The organism is Streptomonospora nanhaiensis (assembly GCF_026642255.1).
GTDB lineage: Bacteria > Actinomycetota > Actinomycetes > Streptosporangiales > Streptosporangiaceae > Nocardiopsis > Nocardiopsis tropica.
In genome coordinates, this window is record NZ_CP113264.1 from 1,852,121 (window position 1) to 1,868,416 (window position 16,296).

The 16,296-nt window shown below is 75.2% G+C and carries 13 protein-coding genes; 6 read left to right on the forward strand and 7 right to left on the reverse strand.

Annotated features, from left to right (window positions below):
• Positions 1-11 precede the first annotated feature (11 nt).
• From OUQ99_RS08195 to map, 4 genes are all read right to left on the reverse strand, one after another.
• Entirely contained in the window at positions 12-941 is a 930-nt protein-coding gene (locus OUQ99_RS08195) for a S66 peptidase family protein (RefSeq protein WP_267950296.1), read from the reverse strand.
• A gap of 287 nt (positions 942-1,228) precedes the next feature.
• Positions 1,229-2,614 carry a M20/M25/M40 family metallo-hydrolase gene (locus tag OUQ99_RS08200; protein WP_267950297.1) on the reverse strand — a complete coding sequence of 462 codons (1,386 nt, stop codon included), beginning with the start codon at positions 2,612-2,614 and terminating at the stop codon, positions 1,229-1,231.
• Between the two features lie 76 nt (positions 2,615-2,690).
• The gene (locus OUQ99_RS08205; protein WP_267948827.1) at positions 2,691-3,524 is read right to left on the reverse strand and encodes a M55 family metallopeptidase; all 834 of its coding nucleotides are present in this window, start codon (positions 3,522-3,524) and stop codon (positions 2,691-2,693) included.
• A gap of 203 nt (positions 3,525-3,727) precedes the next feature.
• Positions 3,728-4,579 (reverse strand): type I methionyl aminopeptidase, encoded by an 852-nt coding sequence (gene map / locus OUQ99_RS08210; protein ID WP_267948828.1) that lies wholly within the window; start codon positions 4,577-4,579, stop codon positions 3,728-3,730.
• Between the two features lie 124 nt (positions 4,580-4,703).
• On the opposite strand from map, the gene OUQ99_RS08215 reads away from it, so the two are divergent.
• Both OUQ99_RS08215 and npdG read left to right on the forward strand, forming a co-directional pair.
• A complete protein-coding gene (locus OUQ99_RS08215) occupies positions 4,704-4,901 on the forward strand; it encodes a hypothetical protein (protein ID WP_267948829.1) in 198 nt (65 codons plus the stop codon).
• Between the two features lie 45 nt (positions 4,902-4,946).
• Positions 4,947-5,642, forward strand: a complete 696-nt coding sequence (npdG, locus tag OUQ99_RS08220) for an NADPH-dependent F420 reductase (protein WP_267948830.1) — start codon at positions 4,947-4,949, stop codon at positions 5,640-5,642.
• 63 nt (positions 5,643-5,705) lie between these two features.
• Here npdG and OUQ99_RS08225 read toward each other — a convergent pair whose 3' ends face one another.
• The 3 genes from OUQ99_RS08225 to panB all read right to left on the reverse strand — a co-directional run bounded on the left by OUQ99_RS08225 (position 5,706) and on the right by panB (position 8,853).
• Positions 5,706-6,746 carry an LLM class F420-dependent oxidoreductase gene (locus OUQ99_RS08225; protein ID WP_267948831.1) on the reverse strand — a complete coding sequence of 347 codons (1,041 nt, stop codon included), beginning with the start codon at positions 6,744-6,746 and terminating at the stop codon, positions 5,706-5,708.
• A 166-nt stretch (positions 6,747-6,912) separates the two neighbouring features.
• A complete protein-coding gene (locus tag OUQ99_RS08230) occupies positions 6,913-7,794 on the reverse strand; it encodes a sulfurtransferase (protein ID WP_267948832.1) in 882 nt (293 codons plus the stop codon).
• 204 nt (positions 7,795-7,998) lie between these two features.
• A complete protein-coding gene (gene panB, locus OUQ99_RS08235) occupies positions 7,999-8,853 on the reverse strand; it encodes a 3-methyl-2-oxobutanoate hydroxymethyltransferase (protein ID WP_267948833.1) in 855 nt (284 codons plus the stop codon).
• A gap of 411 nt (positions 8,854-9,264) precedes the next feature.
• On the opposite strand from panB, the gene OUQ99_RS08240 reads away from it, so the two are divergent.
• From OUQ99_RS08240 to OUQ99_RS08255, 4 genes are all read left to right on the forward strand, one after another.
• The gene (locus OUQ99_RS08240) at positions 9,265-10,851 is read left to right on the forward strand and encodes an MFS transporter (protein ID WP_267948834.1); all 1,587 of its coding nucleotides are present in this window, start codon (positions 9,265-9,267) and stop codon (positions 10,849-10,851) included.
• Positions 10,852-10,951: 100 nt separating this feature from the next.
• Complete coding sequence (locus OUQ99_RS08245; protein WP_267948835.1) at positions 10,952-11,407, forward strand: RrF2 family transcriptional regulator; 456 nt, start codon at positions 10,952-10,954, stop codon at positions 11,405-11,407.
• A gap of 465 nt (positions 11,408-11,872) precedes the next feature.
• Positions 11,873-13,045: a globin domain-containing protein gene (locus tag OUQ99_RS08250; protein ID WP_267948836.1), complete on the forward strand. Its 1,173-nt coding sequence runs from the start codon at positions 11,873-11,875 to the stop codon at positions 13,043-13,045.
• A gap of 118 nt (positions 13,046-13,163) precedes the next feature.
• On the forward strand, positions 13,164-16,172 hold the full coding sequence (locus OUQ99_RS08255; RefSeq protein ID WP_267948837.1) for a helix-turn-helix transcriptional regulator: 3,009 nt from the start codon (positions 13,164-13,166) through the stop codon (positions 16,170-16,172).
• Positions 16,173-16,296 lie beyond the last annotated feature (124 nt).

Consider the following 16,296-nt stretch of genomic DNA (forward strand, 5'->3'; position numbering starts at 1 on the left):
CGCCCCGCGTGTCACGCCAGGCCGGGCACGTCCAGCTCCAGACTGCCGGCCCCGGTGTCGAGCACCGCGGGTACCCCGAGCGGGACGGTCAGCTGGGCCGCGCAGTGGCCGAACTCCAGACCCCACAGCACCGGGACCCCCAGGGGCTCCAGGCGCTCCCGCATCAGGTCGGCGATCACCCCCGGGTCCGGCGGGCAGTCGGTCCACGTGCCCAGCGCGACCCCGGCCACCCCGTCCATCCACCCGGTGCGCAGGAGGTGGGTGAGCATCCGGTCGAGCCGGGCCACGTCCTCGCCGACGTCCTCCAGGACCAGGATCCCCCCGGAGGCCGACAGGCGGCTGTGCGGTGTCGCCAGGCCGTCGTTGAGCAGGCTGAGGTTCCCGCCGAACGTCACGCCCCGGGCCCGCCCCGGCACCAGCGCGTACGCGCCCGGCGAGGTCAGCACGGTGCGGTGCTCGGGGCGGAACAGGGTCGTGCGCAGCTCGTCCTGGGCCACCGCGTCGCCCACGAAGTACTTGGTGCCCACCACCGGCCCGTGCACCGTCGCCACGCCCAGCTCGACGGCGAACGCCTCGTGCAGCGCCGTGATGTCGCTGAACCCGACCAGCGCCTTGGGCGCGGCACGCCTCATGGCGTCGAAGTCCAGCAGGTCCAGCGTCCGGTGCGCCCCGTCGCCGCCGCGCACGCAGAACACCGCGTCCACGTCCGGGTCGCACCAGGCCTCCTGGAGGTCGGCGGCCCGGGTCGCGTCCTCCCCGGCGAGGTAGGGGAGCCGCGGGTGCCGGTCGCGCACGTGCGGGGCGTGCCCCACCTCCAGGCCCCAGCCGCGCAGCACCTCCGTGGCCGCGTCCAGCTGCGCCGCGGGGACGGGACTGCACGGTGCGACCAGGCGCACCCGGCCGCCCTCGCGCAGGCGCGGCGGCCGGACCAGCTCCCGCACCCCCCGGCGCTCCCCGGACGGCGCCCCCGAGACCCGGCCGCCCGGATCCGGACGCCCCTCCACCACGGTGCCGAACCCGTCCAGCTCCTCGCCCACCCCGGTCACTTCGCCCACGTCCCACCCTCCGTCGTCCGTGTCCCCACCGCACCGCGCACGGGCGCGGCACGCACCCGCCCGTCCCGTCGTCCGGGGCCGGGCGCCCCGGCGGGGCGCCCGGCCGGCCCTCTCCGCCGGACCGGGTCCCCCCAGCATGTCCGGCGCGCGCGCTCCGCGTCGCGACGGCTCGCTCAGGCGCGCAGGAACGTGTCCAGCGCGCGCACCCCGAACCGCAGCCCGTCCACCGGGACGCGCTCGTCCACCCCGTGCAGCAGCTTGGTGTAGTCGAGCCCGGCGGGCTGCGCCAGGGGGGAGAAGCCGTAGCAGTCGATGCCCAGCCGGGAGAACACCTTGGCGTCCGTGCCGCCGGCCAGGCACACCGGCACCACGTGGGCGCCGGGGTCGTGGGCCAGCAGCGCGGAGCGCAGGGCCCCGAACACCGGCGAGTCCACGGGCGCGTCCACCGGGGGCGAACCGTGGGCGTACTCCCAGGACACGCGGTCGCCGGTGAGCTCGCTCATGGTGACCGCGAACTGGTCCTCGGCCCCCGGCAGGACCCTCCCGTCCACGGCGGCGGTGGCCTCCCCGGGCACCACGTTGACCTTGTACCCGGCCGAGAGCATGGTGGGGGCCGCGCTGTTGCGCGTGGTCGGGCCGATGAGCCCCCCGGCCACGCCCAACCGGGAGACCAGCGCGTCCAGGGCCTCGGCGGTGTCGGTGTCGCCGGGGGTCCTGTCCACCCCCAGCGCCGACGCGATCGCGTCGATCGACGCCCGGGTGACCGGTGTCAGGTGCAGCGGCCACTCGTGCCGGTCGATGCGGGCGATCGCCTCCGCCAGCGCGCCGACCGCGTTGTCGCGGGGCGGGCGGGAGCCGTGGCCCGCGGTCCCCTTGGCCCGCAGGGTCAGCCAGGCGCTGCCGCGCTCGGCCGCTCCCACGGGGTAGAGGCGGACGGGGCGCCCGTCCGCGTCGCGGGCGTGGACGGTCTCCCCGCCGCCCTCGCCGATCCCCTCGGAGCAGCCCTCGAACAGGCCGGGGTGCTCGCGCACCAGGTGGTCGGCGCCGTAGGCGGCGCTGTCCTCCTCGTCGGCGACGAACGCCAGAACGATGTCGCGGCGGGGCCGCAGCCCGTGCCGGGCCCAGTGGCGTACGACGGCGGTGACCATGGCGATCGTGTTCTTCATGTCCACCGCGCCGCGTCCCCAGAGGGCGGGCACGCCCGTGACCGGGCAGTCGGCGACCTCCCCCGAGAAGGGCGGGACGGTCCAGTCGGAGGCCTCGGCGGGCACGACGTCCAGGTGGCCGTGGACCAGCAGGGCGGGTGCGCCGGGGTCGGTGCCCGGGACGCGGGCGACCACGTTGGAGCGCCGGGGGGCGGCTTCCAGGAGGACCGGGTCCAGCCCCGCGTCCGTCAGGGCCTCGGCGGTGAACTCGGCGGAGGCGCGTTCGTCGCCGTCGCCGCCGCCGCGGTTGGTGGAGTCGCGGCGGATGAGCTCGCGGGCCAGGTGGAGGGCGTCGTCGCCGGCCGCGGCGAGAGCGTCGGTGCTGTCTGGGGAGGGTGTGACGGGGTGGCCCACGGGCGCGGCCTCGCTCTCGGTGCGGTGGTGCGGACAGGGGACGACCGCGTACCCGGCGGCGGTCCCCGCCACAGTTCTACCCGTAGTGGGCTTCCATCGCATTCGATATCAGCGTGGTCACCGCCTTGAAGCACCGGATCATCTCGTAGGCGTCGGGCGAGGTGTACCGGACACGCCGGACCCCGGTGCGGGTGACGCCCGGCACGATGGCGGCGGCCTGGGCGAGATGCGCGGAGTCCACCTCGACCTCGACGGCCCTGGGGGAGGGGGCGGCCGGCTCCACCCGCCCGGCCAGCAGCATGGCGCCGCGGGCCCCCGCCCTGATGTCCCGCGCGGTCCGCACGGGCGGACGGCAGCGGGCGGCGTACCGGCTGACGTGGTCCTTGACCGCGACCGTGCGTGCGAACGGAGCGTAGGAGGCGGCGTCCTCGCAGGCGCGGTCGTCCCCCGTCACGAGGATGACGGGGGTGCCGTACTCGGCGACGACGGCGGCGTTGAGGCGGCCCTCGCCGGCCGGTTCGCCGTCCAGCCACACACCGGTCACCGCGTTGGGCAGGTAGGTGTGGGCGAGCACGCCCTCGTCGCCGGCGCCGCAGTGGTACCCGAGGAAGACCACGCCGTCGCAGTCCCCCGACTGCACGCCCTCGACCATCGAGAGCTCCTTGTGGCGCCCGGTGATCATGGTGGCCTCGCCGTTCAGCTCCTCCAGCAGGAGGTTGCGCATGGTGGAGTGCGCCTCGTTGACGAGCACCTCGGTCGCGCCGCCCTCGAACAGCCCCTCCACCGCGGCGTTCACGTCGCTGGTGAACATGGACCTGCAGCGCTGCCACTGCTCGGTGCCGGGTTCGACGTCGGCGGGCCAGGTGACGCCGGTGGCGCCCTCCATGTCGGCGGAGATGAGAATCTTCACCCGGACGACACTACGCCCCGGCCCGGCGGGAGATCCACAGGCGCGGGGTCACCCTTGCGACACGGGGCCGGGCCCCGCGGCGTCCGACGCACGGGGCACCGAGGCGCGGGCCGCGCGCCGGACGGGGCCGGCGCACCGGGGCACGCCGCGGGAGGACGAACGGGCCCCGGAGCGGCGCTCCGGGGCCCGTGGACGCCGCGCGCCTACGGCAGGGTGAGGATCTCCGTGCCGGTCTCGGTGACCACCAGGGTGTGCTCGAACTGGGCGGTCCACCTGCGGTCGGCGGTGACGGCGGTCCAGCCGTCGTCCCACATGTCGTACTCCACGCCGCCGAGCGTGATCATCGGCTCGATCGTGAAGGTCATCCCCGGCACCATCACGGTGTCCGCGCGCGGGTCGTCGTAGTGCGGGACCACCAGGCCCGAGTGGAACTCGGGTCCCACGCCGTGGCCGGTGAAGTCGCGGACCACGCCGTAGCCGAACCGCTTGGCGTACGACTCGATGACGCGGCCGATCACGTTGATCCGGCGGCCCGGCCGGCACGCCTTGACGGCGCGCATGGTCGCCTCCCTGGTCCGCTCGACCAGGAGCCGGTTCTCCTCCGACACGTTCCCCGCGAGGAAGGTGGCGTTGGTGTCGCCGTGCACGCCGTCCTTGTACGCGGTGATGTCGATGTTGACGATGTCCCCGTCGGACACCTCGGTGTCGTCCGGGATGCCGTGGCAGATCACCTCGTTGAGGGACGAGCACAGCGACTTCGGGTAGCCCTTGTATCCGAGCGTGCTGGGATAGGCCCCGTGGTCCAGCAGGAACTCGTGGCCGACCCGGTCCAGCTCGTCCGTGGTCACCCCCGGCCGGACGTGCCTGCCGACCTCCTCCAGGGCCTGCGCCGCGATCCTGCCCGCCACCCGCATCCGCTCGATCGTCTCGGGCGTCTGCACGTCGCCCAGAACGCCCTCCACCGGGTACTTCTGACCGACGTACTCCGGGCGGACGATGGAGGGGGGAACCGAACGTTGGGGCGAGATGCGCCCAGGCACCAGCGGAGTAGTCATGGAGACTGATTGTAGTTCGTGGGCGCGCCCGCCCGGCGTCGGCGAGGCGCCGGCCGGTGGTGTGAGGAGCACCCCACTCCGGGTAGACCCGCGACGAGGACCGACCGACAGGAGGCGGACGCGCGTGAGCGACGTACAGGACGACGGCTGGTGGTACTGCCTGACCCACAACAGGGTCGAGCACGGCGCGGGGTGCCCGAACCGGGAGAGGATGGGCCCGTACCCCGACGAGGCCACGGCGGCCCGGGCGCTGTCGATCGCGGCCGACCGCAACGAGGAGTGGGACGCCCAGGACGAGCGCGAGGCGGACGGCGGTTCGTGAAGGGTCCGCGGGCCCCGGCGGCGGCGCCTCTGACAGGATCGGGCCATGACTGAAGAGAGCACGCCCGAGAGCGCTGACACCGCCGGGCAGACCATCGCGGTCCTGGGCGGGACCGGCGACCAGGGGCGCGGCCTGGCACGCCGGTTCGCGCTGGCGGGCCACACCGTCGTCATCGGGTCCCGCAGCGCGGAGCGGGCGCAGAAGGCCGCGCGCGAGCTGGTGGAGGGGGAGTCCGCGCGGATCGACGTCCGCGGACTGGACAACGCCGCCGCAGCCGCGGCGGGCGACATCGTCATCGTCGCCGTGCCGTGGGACGGGCACAGGGAGTTGCTGGAGGGCCTGGTCGAACCCCTCGCGGGCAAGATCGTGGTCGACTGCGTCAACCCGCTCGGGTTCGACGAGAGGGGCCCGTACGCGCTCGAGGTCGCCGAGGGCAGCGCGGCCGAGCAGGCGGCCCGGATCCTGGAGGGGAGCCGGGTCACGGCCGCCTTCCACCACGTGTCGGCGGTGGTGCTGCTCGACCCCGGGGTCGAGCAGGTGGACCTCGACGTCCTGGTGCTGGGCGAGGACCGCGCCGCCACCGACGAGGTGCGCGCCCTGGCCGGGCGGATCCCCGGCGTGCGCGGGGTCTTCGGCGGGCGTCTGCGCAACGCCCACCAGGTCGAGGCGCTCACCGCCAACCTGATCGCGGTCAACCGCCGGTACAAGACCCACGCGGGCCTGCGTATCACCGGTCTGTGAACCCCGTGCGCGCGTCGGGGCCGCGGGGAGGCGCTCTCCGCGGCCCCGGCCCGGGGCGGCGGCTCAGGAGAGCCAGTCCTTGACCTTCCCGACCAGGGCGGCCGGGTCGCCGCCGACGGGGGTGACGTTGAGCTGGGTGACGCCCGCGGCGCGGAAGGCCTCCACGCGCTCGCGCACGTAGGACTCGGGGCCGACCAGGTTGGTCAGCTCCACGAACTCCTCGGGCACGGCCGCGGCGGCCTCGTCCTTCCTGCCGTCCAGGTACAGGTCCTGGATCCGCTCGGCCGCCTCCTCGTAGCCGTAGCGGCGGGCGACCGTGTTGTAGAAGTTCTTCCCCTTGGCGCCCATGCCGCCGACGTACAGCGCGATCATGGGGCGCACGAGGTCGAGCAGCTTCCGGGTGTCCTCGTCCTCGCCGATGGCGAGCAGGCCCCCGGCGGTGATCTCCAGCCCGCCCAGGGAGGGGTCCCGCTTCGCCCGCCCCTCGGCCAGGGCCTCGCCCCACACCAGGTCGGCCTTCTCGGGGATGAACAGGTGGGGGAGCCAGCCGTCGGCGATCTCGGCGGTCATCGCCACGTTCTTCACGCCCAGCGAGGCCACGTGGACGGGGATGTCCGGGCGCCGGGGGTGGTTGATGATCTTGAGGGGCTTGCCCAGCCCGGTGCCCTTCTCCGGCGGCAGCGGGATCTGGAAGACGGAGCCGTCGTGGGTGAGGCGGTCCTCGCGCGCCCAGACCCTGCGGCAGATCTCGATGGTCTCGCGGGTGCGGGCGAGGGGCCTGGTGTAGGGGACGCCGTGGAAGCCCTCGACGACCTGCGGCCCGCTGGCCCCCAGGCCGAGGACGGCCCGTCCGCCGGAGAGGTCGTCGAGCCCGGCGGCGGTCATCGCGATGAGGGTGGGAGTGCGGGTGTACATCGGCAGGATGGCCGAACCGATCGCCACGGTCTCGGTGCGGGCGGCGATGTACCCCATCAGGGTGGGGCTGTCGAACCCGTAGGCCTCGGCGACCCACACGGTGTCGAGCCCGGCCCTCTCCAGCTCGACCACCCGGTCGACGGAGGCCTTGGGGTCACCCGCGTACTGGAGCGGCATCGAGATGCGCATGTGTGTCCTCCCGGGAGGGCCGGACCCCGGCCCGTGTGGGTGCTGGGTACGGGAGCAACTCTACTGCCGAGTACCGTTCGGCCTGTGGTCCGGCCCACACCCCTGCGACCCCTCCGGGGAGGCGCCCCGGACGCCCCGGGACGGCCCCGGCCGGCGGCGGGGGCGGTCAGCGGGGGGAGTCGCCGGTGACCAGCGGCAGGGACGGGTCGGCGGCCCACGCGGTCATCGAGCCGTCGTAGACGGCGACGTCCTCGCGGCCGACGAGCGCGAGCGCGTGCGCGACCCCCGTGGCCGCGATGCCCCCGCCGCAGTACGTGACCGGGGTGACCCCGGGGTCGAGGAGGCCCGCGCCGTCGAAGAGGGCGCGCAGCTCCTCCACCGGCCTGAGCCTGCCGGTCTCCGGGTCGAGGACCTCGCCGACCGGCAGGTTGACGCTGCCGGGGATGTGGCCGTCGCGCGCGTAGGTGTGCTTGTCGCCCCTGTAGGTCTCCGGGTCGAGCACGTTGACCAGCACCGTCCTCCGGTCGTCGACGGCCGCGGCCACCTCCTCGGTGGAGCGCAGCAGCTCGGGGCGCCGCTCGGCCTGGAAGGCCATGGGGATCGGGGTGGGGGTGGGCTCGTCCGTGACCGGCAGGCCGGCGGCCTTCCAGGCGCGCAGCCCGCCGTCGAGGACCACCGCGCCGTCGAAGCCCTCCAGGCGCAGCTGCCACCAGAGGCGGGTCGCCCAGAACCCGGTGCTCCGGTCGTAGACCACGACCGTGCGGCCGGGCCCGATCCCCAGTGCGCCCGCGCTGACCGCGAACTTCTCCGAGGGCGGCACGGTCCACGGCGCGGGGGCCCCGGTGTCCGCGAAGTCGGTGGTCAGGTCGGCGAAGAGGGCGCCCGGGATGTGCTCGGCCTCGAAGCCCGGCCGGCCCGACTCCACCGTGTAGGGGCCCTCGTCGGGAACGGACAGGAGGGTGGTGGAGTCGACGACGACGAGGCCCTTGTCGTCCAGGTGGTCGGAGAGCCACTCCACGCTGACGGTGGGTGCGGTGTGTTCTGTCATGGTGCGTACCCCTGTATCCGAGAAGTCCGTTCAGGAACGCATGCTATCCGGCGGGCGGCGAAAGCCCTGGTGGCGGTGGTCACCGGGGCCGCGCCGGCCGCGCGGATCACCGCCGCGCCCCGTACGGGGGACCGCCGGCCGGGGCGCACGCACCCCGGCCGGCGGCCGTCGTCCCTACCGGGACGCCGGTCCTGCGCTCCCCGCTCAGCTCGCGTAGGAGTGGCGCTCCTCCGGGAAGGCCCCGCTGACGACCTCGTCCGCGTAGGCCGAGGCCGCGTCGCGCAGCGTCTCGTGCAGGTTGGCGTAGGTCTTGACGAACTTCGCCACCTTCGGGCTCAGCCCGGCCATGTCCTGCCACACCAGCACCTGGGCGTCGGTGGACGGACCCGCGCCGATGCCGACGGTCGGGATGGAGAGCTGCTCGGTGACCTGCGCGGCCACCTCGGCGGGCACGCACTCCAGGACGACCGCGAACGCCCCCGAGCGCTCCATCTCCTTGGCGTCCTTGAGCAGCCCGGCGGCGGCCTCGCCGCGGCCCTGGACCCTGTACCCGCCCAGCGTGTTGACCGACTGCGGGGTCAGGCCCAGGTGCGCCATCACCGGGATCCCGGCGGACACCAGCAGTTCCACCTGGGGTGCGACCGCGCGGCCGCCCTCCAGCTTCACCGCCTGGGCCCGCCCCTCCTTCATGAACCGCGACGCCGACTCCAGCGCCTGCTGGGGGGAGGACTGGTAGGAGCCGAACGGCAGGTCGGCGACCACCAGTGCCCGCCGGGTCGAACGGGACACGGCGGCGGTCAGGGGGACCAGTTCGTCCACGGTGACCGGGACGGTCGTGTCGTAGCCGTAGACGACGTTCGCGGCCGAGTCGCCGACGAGCAGCACCGGGATCCCGGCCTCGTCGAAGACCCGGGCGGTGAGGGCGTCGTAGGCGGTCAGCATGGGCCAGCGCTCGCCGCGGACCTTGGCGGAGGCCAGGTCGCGGACGGTGACGCGGCGGCTGGTGACGCCGCCGTACAGGGAGTTGCCCGCGGGCGGGGTGTTGGCTGTGATGGTCATGGCGTGTTCTTCCTCCGTCGTCTCGAAGCACCTCGGCGGGTGTCCCCGGACATGTGGACGAATGATGGTCCGCGCTCGCGCGCGTGAGGGCCGTGGGGCCCCGGTGCGGCCCTCGTGGAGGGGGCCGGGCGGTGCGGCGCCGGTGTCCCGGAGGGCTTCCGACCGCCGTGGCCGACGGTGCGGAACCGGTTCCTGCCGCCACACGGAAGCATCATCGCATGCCTGCGACACGCGTCTCCTCGCGGGATACAACCGGATTGCGCCGCCTGCTCATTCCCTGTACCTCTTGTTGCGGAAGGGCCTGCGGGGGTGAGCCGTCATACCGGTTGCGCCACCGGGCGGGACACCGTCGGCCGCGACGGGTGCCACGGCCCGAACCGCCCATCGGGGTCCCGGCAGCGGAGGTGGCGCGTGGACGCACAGACGGCATACCGGCGAAGATGGGGCGGGCTGGCGGTCCTGGTCATCTGCCTCCTGGTGATCGTCGCGGACAACACGATCCTCAACGTGGCGCTGCGCGTGCTCTCCGACCCGGAGGCGGGTCTGGGGGCCAGCCAGTCGCAGCTGGCCTGGGCGATCAACTCCTACACGCTGGTCTTCGCGGGGCTGCTCTTCGCCTTCGGCGTGATCGGCGACCGCGTGGGGCGGCGCCGCATGATCGTGGCCGGCCTCACCGTCTTCGGGGCGGCGTCGGCCCTGTCGGCCTACTCGCAGAGCCCCGAGCAGCTCATCCTCGCCCGTGCCGCCATGGGGCTCGGCGCGTCGATGGTGACGCCGCAGACCCTGTCGGTCATCACGAACGTGTTCCCGCCCGAGCAGCGCGGACGCGCCATCGGGATCTGGGCGGGCTCGGTCGGACTCGCGATGGCGATCGGCCCCTCGGCGGGCGGACTGCTCCTGGAGAACTTCTGGTGGGGATCGATCTTCCTGATCAACGTGCCCTTCGTCGTTCTCGGACTGGCACTGGTGTTCTTCCTGATCCCGGAGTCGAGGGACGCGGACCCGGGGCGGCCCGACGTCCTCGGCGTGCTGCTGTCCGTCCCCGGCCTGGTGCTCCTGATCTACGGCATCATCACCGCGGGGGAGCGGGCCTCGCTCGCGGACTGGGACGTGTGGGGCGCGCTGGCCGGAGGCGTGGCCGTGCTCGCGCTGTTCCTGGTGCACGAGTCCCGGACCGAGGACCCGTCCCTGGACGTGCGCTTCTTCCGCGACCCCCGGTTCAGCGTCTCCATCGCCACCATCATGGTGATGTTCTTCAGCATGTCGGGGATCATCTTCTTCCTGAGCTTCTACTGGCAGAGCGTCCGGGAGTTCTCGCCCTTCGCCGCGGGCCTGCTGGTGCTGCCCGCGGCCGTGGGGCAGATGGTCATGGCGCCGCTCAGCCCGACCCTGGTGCGCCGGGCGGGGCCGCGCGTGGTCGCCGCCTGCGGGGTGCTCGGGGTGTGCTCGAGCTTCGTCTTCTTCACGCAGCTGGAACCGGACACGCCGCTCCCGCTGATCATCGGCTTCTTCCTCCTCCAGTCGGGGTCGATGGCGGTCGTGCTGACACCCGCCACGGACGCGATCATGTCGTCGGTCCCGCCGGGCAAGGCCGGGGCGGCCTCCGCCGTGCAGAACACGGTCCGCCAGGTCGCGACCGCGATGGGGGTCGCGATCCTGGGGGCGGTCATCTCCTTCCGCTACCGGGCGGGGATCACCGGGAGCCTCGACCGGTTCGCGCAGGAGGAGGGCGGCGACCGGCCGGACCCCGGTGAGCTGCGCGCGGCGGGGGAGTCGATCGAGGGCACCCTGGCGCTCGCCCGCGGCGCGGGCGAGGCCGGCCGTGCGCTGGTCGGCCCCGCCAAGGAGGCGTTCATGACGGGGCTGCACACCGCCGCGACGATCTCCCTGTGCTTCGGCCTGGTCGGACTGGTGGTGGTCCTGGTCTGGATGCCCCGCGAGGCCGGCCGCCACCAGGAGGCGGACGCCCCGCGGGGCGGGGACGCCGGGGCGAGCTGAGGACGGCGCCGGGAGGGAACCCCGCACACCCGGCCCGTGCCGGCGGGGCCGGGGACGCCGGCCGACGCGCGGGGCGGGGCCGGTCGCCTACGTTGGGGGCATGCGCCTGACCGCCTTCACCGACGTCTCCCTGCGACTGGTCATGCGGCTCGCGGTGGCGGGGGACGGCGAGCTCCTCACCACGAGGACCGCCGCCGGCATGCTCGCCGTGCCGTACACGCACATGGCCAAGGCCGTGGCCCGCCTGTCCGGCATGGGGATCGTGGAGACGCGGCGCGGCCGCAACGGCGGGCTGCGCCTGACGGAGGAGGGGCGGCGGACCCCGGTCGGGTCGATCGTGCGCGCCCTGGAGGGCGGGGGAGACCTCGCCGGCTGCGAGGACGACCCGCCCTGCCCCCTGCGCGCGGCCTGCCGCCTGCGCGGCGCCCTGCGCGACGCGCGCGAGGCGTTCTACTCCTCCCTCGACGCCGTCACCGTGGAGGCGCTGGTGGCGCCGCCGACCCGGGACGCGCTCTCCCTGCTGCGCCCGGAACAGGCGGCCGGGCCCTCCGCCTGACCCCGGCCCGGGCGGGCCGCGTGCGCTCCCGCGCGCCCGGGGCGGGCCGGCCGTCCACAGCCCCTGGCGGAGGCCGCCCGTCCGCGGTTTCATGGATACAGGGGGTGCTCCGGTCCCGCCCGCACCGTGCTGCCCTCCCGCCACCGGTCCCGGCTCCCGTGCCGCGTGTGGCGAAGGTCTCCGCGCGGGCGCCCCCGGTACGCCGCCGGGACCGGGACGCGACCTCCGCCCCCGGCCGGAGGGGTCCGAGGTCCCGGCAGGCACGGCCGCACGGCCCTGGCGCCGGGGCCCCTCGTGCCGCTCCCGCCCCCTCGCGCCTGCGGCGACGCGTCCTCCCGGGCTGCGGCGGGGCCCCGGAGGAGGACCCCGGGGACGGGCTCTCCATGGACGGATTTAATGTGCATTTCAGATACCAATTATCTGATCCGGGAGGGTTCCACGCCTCCCGGCGAAGGAGGACGGCACATGCTCTCCACCGAGTCCGCGGCCACGGTCCGGGCCACCATCCCCGTCGTCGCCCGGTCGCTGGACACCATCACGGCCCGGTTCTACGAGACGATGCTCGGGGACCGCCCCGAACTCCTCGACGGCCTGTTCAACCGGGGCAACCAGGCCTCCGGCGAGCAGCGCCGGGCCCTGGCCGGGTCGATCGCCGCCTTCGCCACCGCGCTCCTCGACCACCCGGACGAACGCCCCGACGCCCTCCTCTCCCGCATCGCCCACAAGCACGTCTCCCTCGGGGTCACCGAGGACCAGTACGCGGTCGTGCACAAGTACCTCTTCGGCGCCATCGCCCACACCCTCGGCGACGCCGCCACCCCGGAGGTCGTCTCCGCCTGGGACGAGGTGTACTGGCTCATGGCCGGGGCGCTCACCGCCCTGGAGGCCCGCCTGTACGCCGCGGCCGGGTGCGCCGGACGCGACGTCTGGCGCCCCTGGCGGGTGGCCGAACGCCGCGAGCAGACGCCCGACACCGTCTCCCTCACCCTCGAACCCGGCTTCGGCGACCCGGTCCCCGACTTCCTGCCCGGCCAGTACGTCAGCGTCCGGGTGCGCATGCCCGACGGCGTGCACCAGGCCCGCCAGTACTCCCTGAGCGGCTGGGACGGCAGGCGCCGCCGGATCACCGTCAAGCGGCTGCGCGCCGGCGAGAACCCCGCCGGGGAGGTCTCCACCCTGCTGCACGACACCGCCTGCGCCGGCGACACCCTCATGGTGTCCGCCCCCGCGGGCGACGTCGCCCTGTCCGGGGGCGACCACCCCCTCCTGCTGGTCTCCGCCGGGATCGGCTGCACCCCGATGGTCGCCATGCTCCACCGGCTCGCCGAACAGCGCAGCGCCCGCCGGGTCCTCGTCCTGCACGCCGACCGCGGGCCCGCGGAGCACGCGCACCGCGACGAGACCGCCGCGCTGGTCGGCGCGCTCCCCGGGGCGGACCTCCGGACCTGGTACGGGAACGGCGGCGACGGGCGCATGGACCTGTCCGGGGTCGGGGTCCCCGAGGGCGCCGAGGTCTACCTGTGCGGCCCCCTGCCGTTCATGCGCGACGTGCGCGCGCAGCTGCTCGACGCCGGGGTGCCCGCACGCCGGATCCGCTACGAGGTCTTCGGCCCCGACCTGTGGCAGGGCGCGGCCTGACCCCCGGGAGGGCGGCCCCGGTTCCGGCGCCGCCCTCCCGGGGCACGGCGCCGGGCGGCCGTCGGCCCGGATGCGCCGCCACTGGGCGACCCACCGCGAAACCGACATACTGAACGGCATGCAGTCCCACGGCCCCTCCCCCGTCCTCGTCGGACGCGACCGCCTGCTCGCCCGCCTCGCCGGGGACGGGCGCCGCGTCCGGACGCACGGCGCCCGCGCGACGCTCGTGTGCGGCGAGGCCGGGGTCGGCAAGTCCCGGCTCATCGAGGAGTACCTGGCACGCGCGGACGCGGGCCGCACAGCGGTCGGCGGCTGCCTCGAACTCGGCGCCGACGGCGTCCCGTTCGCCCCCTTCACCACTCTGCTGCGCCACCTCGCCCGGGAGGAGGGCGCGCCGCCCTCCGCCGCCCACAGCCGTGAACTGGCCCGGCTCCTCCCCGAACTCGGCCGGGCGCCCGAGGGGGCGGACGACGGCCGCGCCCGCCTCTTCGAGTCCGTCCTCACCTTCCTGGAGGAGCGCTCCCGCCCGGGCGGACTCCTGGTCGTCGTGGAGGACCTGCACTGGGCGGACGCCTCCACGCGCGACCTGCTCGTGTTCCTCCTGCGCAACCTCGGCGACGTCCCCGTCCACCTGCTGGTCAGCGTGCGCACCGACGACATCCACCGCACCCACCCCCTGCGCGGGCTCCTCCCCGAACTCGAGCGCCTGCCCCGCGTCGGCCGCCTCGACGTCGACCCGCTCGACCGCGACGCGGTCGCCGCCCAGGCGTCCGCGCTCCGCGGCGGGGCACTCGACCCCGCCGCCCTCGACCTCCTCCTCGAGCGCACCGGCGGCAACCCCCTGTTCGTGGAGTCGTTCCTCCACAGCCAGGACCCCACCGGAGGCCCCATCCCGGAGGGACCCCGCGGCCTCCTCCTCGCCACCGTCGAACGCCTGCCCGACACCACCCGGCGCGTCCTCGGCCTGGCCGCCACCGCGGGGGACCGGGTCGACCACCCCCTCCTGGCCGCCGTCGCCCTCAGGTCCGGGCTCACCGAGGAGCAGCTCGACGACGCACTGCGCCGCGCCGCCGACGCCCGGGTGCTGCGCGCCACCGACGACGGCTACGCCTTCCGGCACGCCCTCCTCGCGGAGGCCGTCCACACGGACCTGCTGCCCGGCGAGCGCGTCCGGGCCCACCGCCGCTACGCCGAGGCCCTCGCGCAGGGGGTGCCGGGCATGTCCGCCGCCGACACCGCCGTCCAGCTCGCCCACCACGCCCACGCCGCCCGCGACCAGCCCCTCGCCCTGACCGCCGCCTGGCGGGCCGCCGGCCACGCGTCGAGCGCCGCCGCCCACCCCGAGCACCTGGCCCTGCTCGAACGCGTCCTGGAACTGTGGGACCTGGTCCCCGACGCCGCCTCCAGGGTCGGGAAGCCGCGCGGCGAGGTGCTGCGCCGTGCCTCCCGCGCCTCCCTGGACGCCGGGCACCCGCGCCGCGCCGTCGACCACGCCACCGACGGGCTGCGCGAACTGGGCGTCACCGGGTACCACGAGCCGGGCGGTCCGCCGCCCGGGAACGCGGAGCTGATCGCCGGGCTCCGGCACGCCCGGGCCCACGCGCTCAAGGAGATGGGCAGGGACGGCGCGCTCGAGGACCTCGCGGACGCCATCGTCGTCCTGCCCCACGGCCATCCGCTCGCTGCCGCGGTCGGCTCGACCCTGGCCGCCACCCTGATGATGCGCAACCACCACGCGCAGGCCAGGCGCAGCGCGCTCCGCGGACTGGAACAGGCCCGCGCCGCCGGCGACCGCTACAGCGAGGCGGACCTCCTCGTCACCCTCGGCACCCTGTCCTCCACGGAGGAGCACGAGGCCGGGCTGCGGATGCTGGCCGACGGCATCTCCCTCGCCCGGGAGTCGGGCTTCGCCGAAGTGGAACTGCGCGGCCTGAACAACCTGGGCGGCGCGTTCCAGCGGATCGGCAGGGGGGAGGAGCACGGCCGGGTCGTCGAGGAAGGGCTGCGCCGCTGCGCGGAACTCGGCGTGGCCCGGACGCAGAGCGACCCCTTCCACCTGGGGATCGCGGTCAGGCTCGCCCACCAGGGCCGTTTCGCGGAGGCCGAGGAGCGGCTGGGGATGATCACCGGCGACACCGTGTTCATGGCGCGGGCCCGCACCCTCCGGATGAACCTCGCCCACCACCGGTGGGACCTGCGCGGGGTCCGGGAGGCGATGGAGGACTTCCGGAGGCTGCTGCCCGAGCACAGCAGCTCGCCCTCCGAGTACCTTCCCCTCCGCTTCACGGACATGCAGGTGGCGGCGGAGGAGGGGCGCTACGGCGAGGCCTTCGACCTGGCCACGGCCCAGCTCGGCCGCGGCGAGGACCACCCCTCCCCCTTCTCCGACGAGCTGTACGTGCTCGGCCTGTCCCCGGTGGGCGACACCGTCGACCTCCTGCGCGGGGAACCGGGCCGGGAGGGGGAGGTCCGCGTCCTCGCCTCAGGGCTCCGGGAGGTCTTCGACGGGTTCCCGCACGGCACCCGGCACCCGGGACTCCTCCTGTTGCGCCACCAGGTCATGGCCCAGATCGGTGAGGACCCCGGGGAGGCGCTGGCCGAGGCGGAGGCCGCGGTCTCCCTGGCCGGTGACCGGGAGGACGTGCTCACCGAGGGGCGCATCCGGCTGGTCGCCGCACGGGCCGCCCTGCGGGCCGGCGACCGGGGACGGGCGGGCGCCCACCTCGCCGTCGCCGGGCGCCTCGCCCGCCGGTACGGGCTGTGGCTGTTCGCGCGCCAGGCGCAGCGGCTGTTCCTGCGCCACGGGCTGCCCGACCCCGGGCGGCCCGCCGCGGTCGGGGCCGCCCCGGTCCCCCCGGCCCTCACCGACGGGTCGCCCCCCGGCGGGGGAGCGGGGGCGTCCGCCACCGCCGCCCCTCGCGGGGGCGGGCGGCCCGCCGGTCTCACGCCGCGTGAGGCGGAGGTGCTGGCCGAGGTCGCCAAGGGGCGCACGAACCGGGAGATCGGCGAGGCGCTGTTCATCTCGGCGAAGACGGTGAGCGTGCACGTGACGAACATGATGGCCAAGCTGGGGGTGTCCAACCGCAACGCGGCGGCGGTGCGCGCCCGCGAACTCGGCCTGGGGTGACCCGGCGCCGGGCAGGGCCCGCCCCGGCGTCCCACGGGTCCGGGTCCGCCGGGGCGCGCGCGGGCACCCGCCGGTCGGCGTCGTCCACGGGGCGGGCGTCGGCGTGGGTGGCGCGGGGCGCCGA

Excerpts from the sequence above, each read along its gene's own strand:
- map (WP_267948828.1), bottom strand. The coding sequence starts at position 4,579 with ATGACTACTCCGCTGGTGCCTGGGCGCATCTCGCCCCAACGTTCGGTT.
- npdG (WP_267948830.1), top strand. The coding sequence starts at position 4,947 with ATGACTGAAGAGAGCACGCCCGAGAGCGCTGACACCGCCGGGCAGACC.
- OUQ99_RS08225 (WP_267948831.1), bottom strand. The coding sequence starts at position 6,746 with ATGCGCATCTCGATGCCGCTCCAGTACGCGGGTGACCCCAAGGCCTCC.
- OUQ99_RS08230 (WP_267948832.1), bottom strand. The coding sequence starts at position 7,794 with ATGACAGAACACACCGCACCCACCGTCAGCGTGGAGTGGCTCTCCGAC.
- panB (WP_267948833.1), bottom strand. The coding sequence starts at position 8,853 with ATGACCATCACAGCCAACACCCCGCCCGCGGGCAACTCCCTGTACGGC.
- OUQ99_RS08245 (WP_267948835.1), top strand. The coding sequence starts at position 10,952 with ATGCGCCTGACCGCCTTCACCGACGTCTCCCTGCGACTGGTCATGCGG.
- OUQ99_RS08250 (WP_267948836.1), top strand. The coding sequence starts at position 11,873 with ATGCTCTCCACCGAGTCCGCGGCCACGGTCCGGGCCACCATCCCCGTC.
- OUQ99_RS08255 (WP_267948837.1), top strand. The coding sequence starts at position 13,164 with ATGCAGTCCCACGGCCCCTCCCCCGTCCTCGTCGGACGCGACCGCCTG.